The 4,897-nt window shown below is 66.1% G+C and carries 6 protein-coding genes; 3 read left to right on the forward strand and 3 right to left on the reverse strand.

Translation table 11 applies throughout. The features are described 5' to 3' along the window. From TBU01S_RS22320 to TBU01S_RS22330, 3 genes are all read right to left on the reverse strand, one after another. A partial coding sequence (locus TBU01S_RS22320) for an RnfABCDGE type electron transport complex subunit B (protein WP_068639688.1) occupies nucleotides 1-359 on the reverse strand: 359 nt, incomplete at its 3' end. Between the two features lie 16 nt (nucleotides 360-375). Further along, entirely contained in the window at nucleotides 376-960 is a 585-nt protein-coding gene (rsxA, locus tag TBU01S_RS22325) for an electron transport complex subunit RsxA (protein ID WP_068639689.1), read from the reverse strand. A gap of 78 nt (nucleotides 961-1,038) precedes the next feature. Beyond that, nucleotides 1,039-1,581, reverse strand: coding sequence for an NUDIX hydrolase (locus TBU01S_RS22330; RefSeq protein WP_068639690.1), 543 nt, complete (start codon nucleotides 1,579-1,581; stop codon nucleotides 1,039-1,041). Nucleotides 1,582-1,792: 211 nt separating this feature from the next. Between TBU01S_RS22330 and TBU01S_RS22335 the strand changes: the two genes are divergently transcribed. From TBU01S_RS22335 to flhC, 3 genes are all read left to right on the forward strand, one after another. Next, nucleotides 1,793-3,760 (forward strand): GGDEF domain-containing response regulator, encoded by a 1,968-nt coding sequence (locus TBU01S_RS22335; protein WP_068639691.1) that lies wholly within the window; start codon nucleotides 1,793-1,795, stop codon nucleotides 3,758-3,760. A gap of 144 nt (nucleotides 3,761-3,904) precedes the next feature. Further along, complete coding sequence (flhD, locus tag TBU01S_RS22340) at nucleotides 3,905-4,222, forward strand: flagellar transcriptional regulator FlhD (RefSeq protein ID WP_068639692.1); 318 nt, start codon at nucleotides 3,905-3,907, stop codon at nucleotides 4,220-4,222. Nucleotides 4,223-4,231: 9 nt separating this feature from the next. Further along, nucleotides 4,232-4,822, forward strand: a complete 591-nt coding sequence (gene flhC, locus TBU01S_RS22345) for a flagellar transcriptional regulator FlhC (protein ID WP_068639693.1) — start codon at nucleotides 4,232-4,234, stop codon at nucleotides 4,820-4,822. Nucleotides 4,823-4,897 lie beyond the last annotated feature (75 nt).

Here is a 4,897-nt window from a genome sequence, read left to right on the forward strand (position 1 = left end):
ATGCACAGCGTACAGCCGATGCAGGTCTGCTCGTCGATGACGGCGACGGCCCTGGGCTTCTCGGTGCCGTGTTCCTCGGACAGCGGCTTGAACTCGCGGCCGAGCAGGTCGGCCAGCTTGCGGACGCCTTCCTCGCCGCCCGGCGGGCACTGGTTGATGTCGGCCTCGCCGCCGGCGATCGCCTGGGCGTAGGGCTTGCAGCCGGGGTAGCCGCACTGGCCGCACTGCGTCTGCGGCAGGATGGCGTCGATCTTGTCGACCAGCGGGTCGCCTTCGACCTTGAAGCGCACCGCGGCGTAACCGAGCGCGGCGCCGAGCACCAGGGCGAGGGCTGTCATGGCGAGGATGGCGGTCAGCATCGGCGGTGCCTTTTCGTCACTGGAAGCGATCCAGGCCGGCGAAGCCCATGAAGGCCAGGCTCATCAGGCCGGCGGTGATCATCGCGATCGCCGTGCCCTTGAACGGCACCGGCACGTCGGCGCCGTCGAGGCGTTCGCGGATGCCGGCGAACAGCACCAGCGCCAGCGTGAAGCCGACCGAGGAGCCGAAGCCGAACAGCAGCGATTCGAGCAGGTCGTGGTTCATGCCGACGTTGAGCAGCGGCACGCCGAGCACCGCGCAGTTGGTGGTGATCAGCGGCAGGTAGATGCCGAGCACCTGGTGCAGCAGCGGGCTGGTCTTCTGGATCACCAGTTCGGTGAGCTGGACGATGGCGGCGATGACGACGATGAAGGACAGCGTGCGCAGATAGCCGAGGTCGAAGGGCTGCAGCAGGTAGTGGTCGATCAGGTAGCTCGAACCCGAGCCGAGCGTGAGCACGAACGTGGTCGCCGCGCCCATGCCGATCGCGGTGTCGAGCTTCTTCGATACGCCCATGAAGGGGCACAGGCCCAGGATGCGGACGAAGACGACGTTGTTCACCAGGACGGCGCCGATGACGACGAAGATGTAGCTGGCCATGATCCGCCGGGGAAAATAAACGGCGGATTATCGCCCGCGGGGCGAAGGCACTTCAAGCCTCGGAGCCCGGCCGGGCGCTCAGGCGGCCGGCGGGGGCGCCAGGCTGGCGCTGTGGAAGGACCAGTGGCCGCGGCGGCGGTCGTCGAAGAAGTGGCGCAGCGTCAGGCCGATGCTGCGAAAGGCGATCTGCTCCCACGGGATGTCTTCTTCGCGGAACAGGGCCACGTCGAGCGACTCCTCGCCGGCGCGGAAATCCAGGTCGAGCAGGCGGGCGCGGTAGATCAGATGGACCTGGCTGATATGCGGCACGTCGATCAGCGTATACAGTTCGCCCACCGCGATGCGCGCGCAGGCTTCTTCGGCGGTTTCGCGCGCGGCCGCCTCGGCGGTCGTCTCTTCGTTTTCCATGAAGCCGGCGGGCAGCGTCCAGTAGCCATGGCGCGGCTCGATCGCGCGGCGGCAGAGCAGGATCCGGTCTTCCCATTCGGCCAGCGCACCGACCACCAGCTTGGGGTTCTGGTAGTGGATCGTGCCGCACTGCGGACAGACGTGGCGTGGATGGCTGTTGCCCGCGGGGATGCGGATTTCGACCGGGGCGCCGCAGTTCGAGCAGAAGTTCATTGAATGGGCAAGGGGGGAGGCGTTTTTCAGGTTTGATTCTAGCGTGCTTTTCTGCACTGATCGGAACGGAAATACCGCGTATGCTTATAAGATCGGTCAAGATTTTTTCCGTGACCGTGGCGGTGACCTTGCAGAAAGGGAAGAATGGCGCTTTCGCGTCCCTGAACCGCGCCCTCGCAGTGACGACAAGATATGTCAGGAGAATCATTTCATGCGGCAGCCGATTGACATGAAGCGTTTCGAACAGCTCAAGGCGGCGGGAGATCTTCCGTCGCCGCGTGGCGTGGCGATCGCGATCATTCGGCTCACCCAGTCTCCGAACGTGTCGGCGGCCGAGTTGGCGCGGGCGATCAGGGGCGACCCGGCTTTCGTCGGGCGCCTGGTCAAGGCGGCCAACTCCTCGCTGGGTGCAGGCAAGCGCGCGGTGGTATCGGTGAAGGATGCGCTGATGGTGCTCGGCCTGCCCTCCGTGCGCACGATGGCGCTGGGCTTTTCGCTGCTGTCCAACTATCGCAAGGGCGCCTGCGGAGCTTTCGATTACGAGCATTTCTGGTCCTTTTCGCTGGTGATGGCGCTGTCGATGCAGGCGCTGGCGCTGCGCGTGCGCGTGTTCGCCGCGGACGAGGCCTTCAGTGTCGGCCTGCTCGCACGCGTCGGCGAACTGGCCCTGGCGACGCTGTATCCGGCCGAGTTCGGCGGCGTGCTGCGCGAAATCGCGGCGACGCCGGACTTGCACCAGCTCGAGCTCGAGGAGAAGGCCTTCGCCATGACGCATTGCGAACTCGGTGCCGCGATGCTGCTGGACTGGGGCTTGCCCGAAGTCATGGTCGCTCCGGTGCAGTGCTACGAAACGCCGGAGCAGGCCGGCTTCGCCGAGGCCAGCCGGGAAGCCGGCGTGCTGCAATGCTTGGTGCTCTCGCGGGCGATCGCCCGGCTATGCCTCTCGCCCGAGTCCGAGCATGCGAACCTGATGCCGCCGATGCTGCGGCTGGCGAACCGGCTCGGGATATCGCACGGCGATTTCATCGCATTGTGCGAGAACGTCGGGCGCGAATGGGGAGAATGGGGCAAATTGCTGCTGCTCGAGACCAGGCAGGCACCCGCGTTTTCCCGGCTGTCGTCCACGAAGGAAGCGCCCGTCGCCGAAGCTGCCCGGCGTCCGCCGGACGGTGCCGGCCAGGGCCCGGATGCAGGCGACGAGCTCAGGGACGACGAAGCGGTTCGCGTGCTCGTGATCGGCGCGAACGAGGACGAACGCGCGTGCATGCGTTCGACGCTGGACCCGGACACCTTCCTGATCACCGAAGAGGACGATTACGACCAGGGCATCGAGCGGGCGATCGACATACAGCCGCAGCTGATGGTCGTCGATTGGGGGCATGCGGGGTGCTGGGCCGACTGGATCCGGGCGCTGCGCGACACCCGTTTCGGCTGCTCGCTGTATCTGCTGGTGCTGCTCGACCACCTGGACGAAGAAACCCTCAGGAAGGCCACCGAAGCGGGGGCCGACGATTTTCTCGTGAGGCCGGTATGCCCGAGCGCGCTGGCGCTGCGGATGCAGGCGGGGCGCCGCACGATCCTGCTGCAGCTTCGGCTCGAACACGAGCGCGAGGAGCTTCGGCATTTCGCTGCCGAGCTGGCGATTTCGAACCGGCGCCTGCAGGAAGTGGCGATGACCGATGTGCTGACCGGCGTGCCGAACCGGCGCTATGCCATCGATCGCCTGTACATGGAGTGGGCCGCATGCGCCCGCCACCGCCGCCCCCTGACGGTGATGGTCGCGGACCTGGATGGTTTCAAGGAGATCAACGACGCGCACGGGCACGACGTCGGCGACATGGCCCTGCGCCAGGTATCGGAGGTGCTGCGCGGCGAACTGCGCGCGCAGGATGTCCTCTGCCGCATGGGCGGAGACGAGTTTCTCGTCATCTGCCCGGATGCCGATCTGAATGCGGCGCTCGCCTGCGCGGAGCGCCTGCGGGCGGCGGCGGCCAATCTGGAGATCGAAACGGGCGGCCCGCAGCTGCGCCTTTCGGTCAGCATCGGCCTGGCAGTGCGCGACGAATCGATGCCGGCGATGAAGGCGCTGATCAAGCTCGCCGACCGTGGGGCTTTCCTTGCCAAGGCGCGCGGGCGCAACTGCGTCGTGGCGCCGCAGCTGGCCGGCCGGGCTCCCTGAGCTGCCGGCCGTGACCCCCTGCTGTTGTTTCGGGGCAACGCCGATGCTATCCGATTGCGCGCCAGTGTGACTTTGTAACTTGCTGCAACCGATAATTTACTTTAACTTCGGCGCCGTTCGTCCCTGAAAGGGATTGGAAATTTTATGGACCGACCCGACTTCCAGGCCGAAATTCGTGAACTGAACCTCGCTTATCTGATGCTCGCCCAGCAGATGCTGCGCAGCGATCGGGCGACGGCGATGTTCCGGCTCGGCATCGGCGACGAACTGGCCGAGCTGATCGCGGCGATGAGTGCGGCCAAGCTGGTGAGAATGGCGGGAAGCCAGATGCTGGTGCCGTGCTTCCGCTTCGATGATGCCCGGCTTGCCCGGTTGATGGCGGGCGAGGGGCGTGATGCGGTGAGCGCCGGCCTGCACGCCGCGATCATCGCCGCAGGCAAGACGGCCGAAGGTGCGGCCTGAGGAACGGACATGAAGAACAAGAGCGTGCTCGACGAGGCGGACGACATCCGCCGTGCGGTGGAAATGGTGCAACTCGGCGCGCGCATGCAGATGCTCGAAGTCGAGACCAGGCTGAGCCGCGAGAAACTGTTGCGCATCTACAAGGAAGTGCGCGGTGTTTCGCCGCCGAAAGGGATGCTGCCGTTCTCGACCGACTGGTTCATGACCTGGCAGCCGAACGTGCATTCGTCGCTGTTCATGGCGCTGTACCGCTTCTACGTCGAGCGCGCCGCGCTGAGCGGCCTCGATGCGATCATCAAGGCCTACCACCTTTATCTGGACCATCTCGAAGCCAGCGCGCTGGAACCGGCACTGAGCCTGACGCGCGCCTGGACCCTGGTCCGTTTCTTCGATGCCGATCTGCTGCAGATGGCGGCATGCCGCTCGTGCGGCGGCGGTTTCGTCGCGCATGCGCACGACCCGGTGCATGACTACGTATGCGGCTTGTGCAACATGCCGTCGCGCGCAGGCAAGTCCGGCTCGACCAGGACCCGCGCGGCCAAGCCGAAGGCGGTGGCCAAGCGCAAGCCGGCGAACCGGGCCGTTGCCGAGACGGCCTGAAGCAGAGGATTCACCGCCCGCAGGGGCGGCATGGAAAAAGGGCTGCCCGCAGGCCGGGGCAGCCCTTTTTCGTGG

The sequence above is a fragment of the Thauera butanivorans NBRC 103042 genome (assembly GCF_001591165.1).
GTDB classification, from domain to species: Bacteria; Pseudomonadota; Gammaproteobacteria; order Burkholderiales; family Rhodocyclaceae; genus Thauera; species Thauera butanivorans.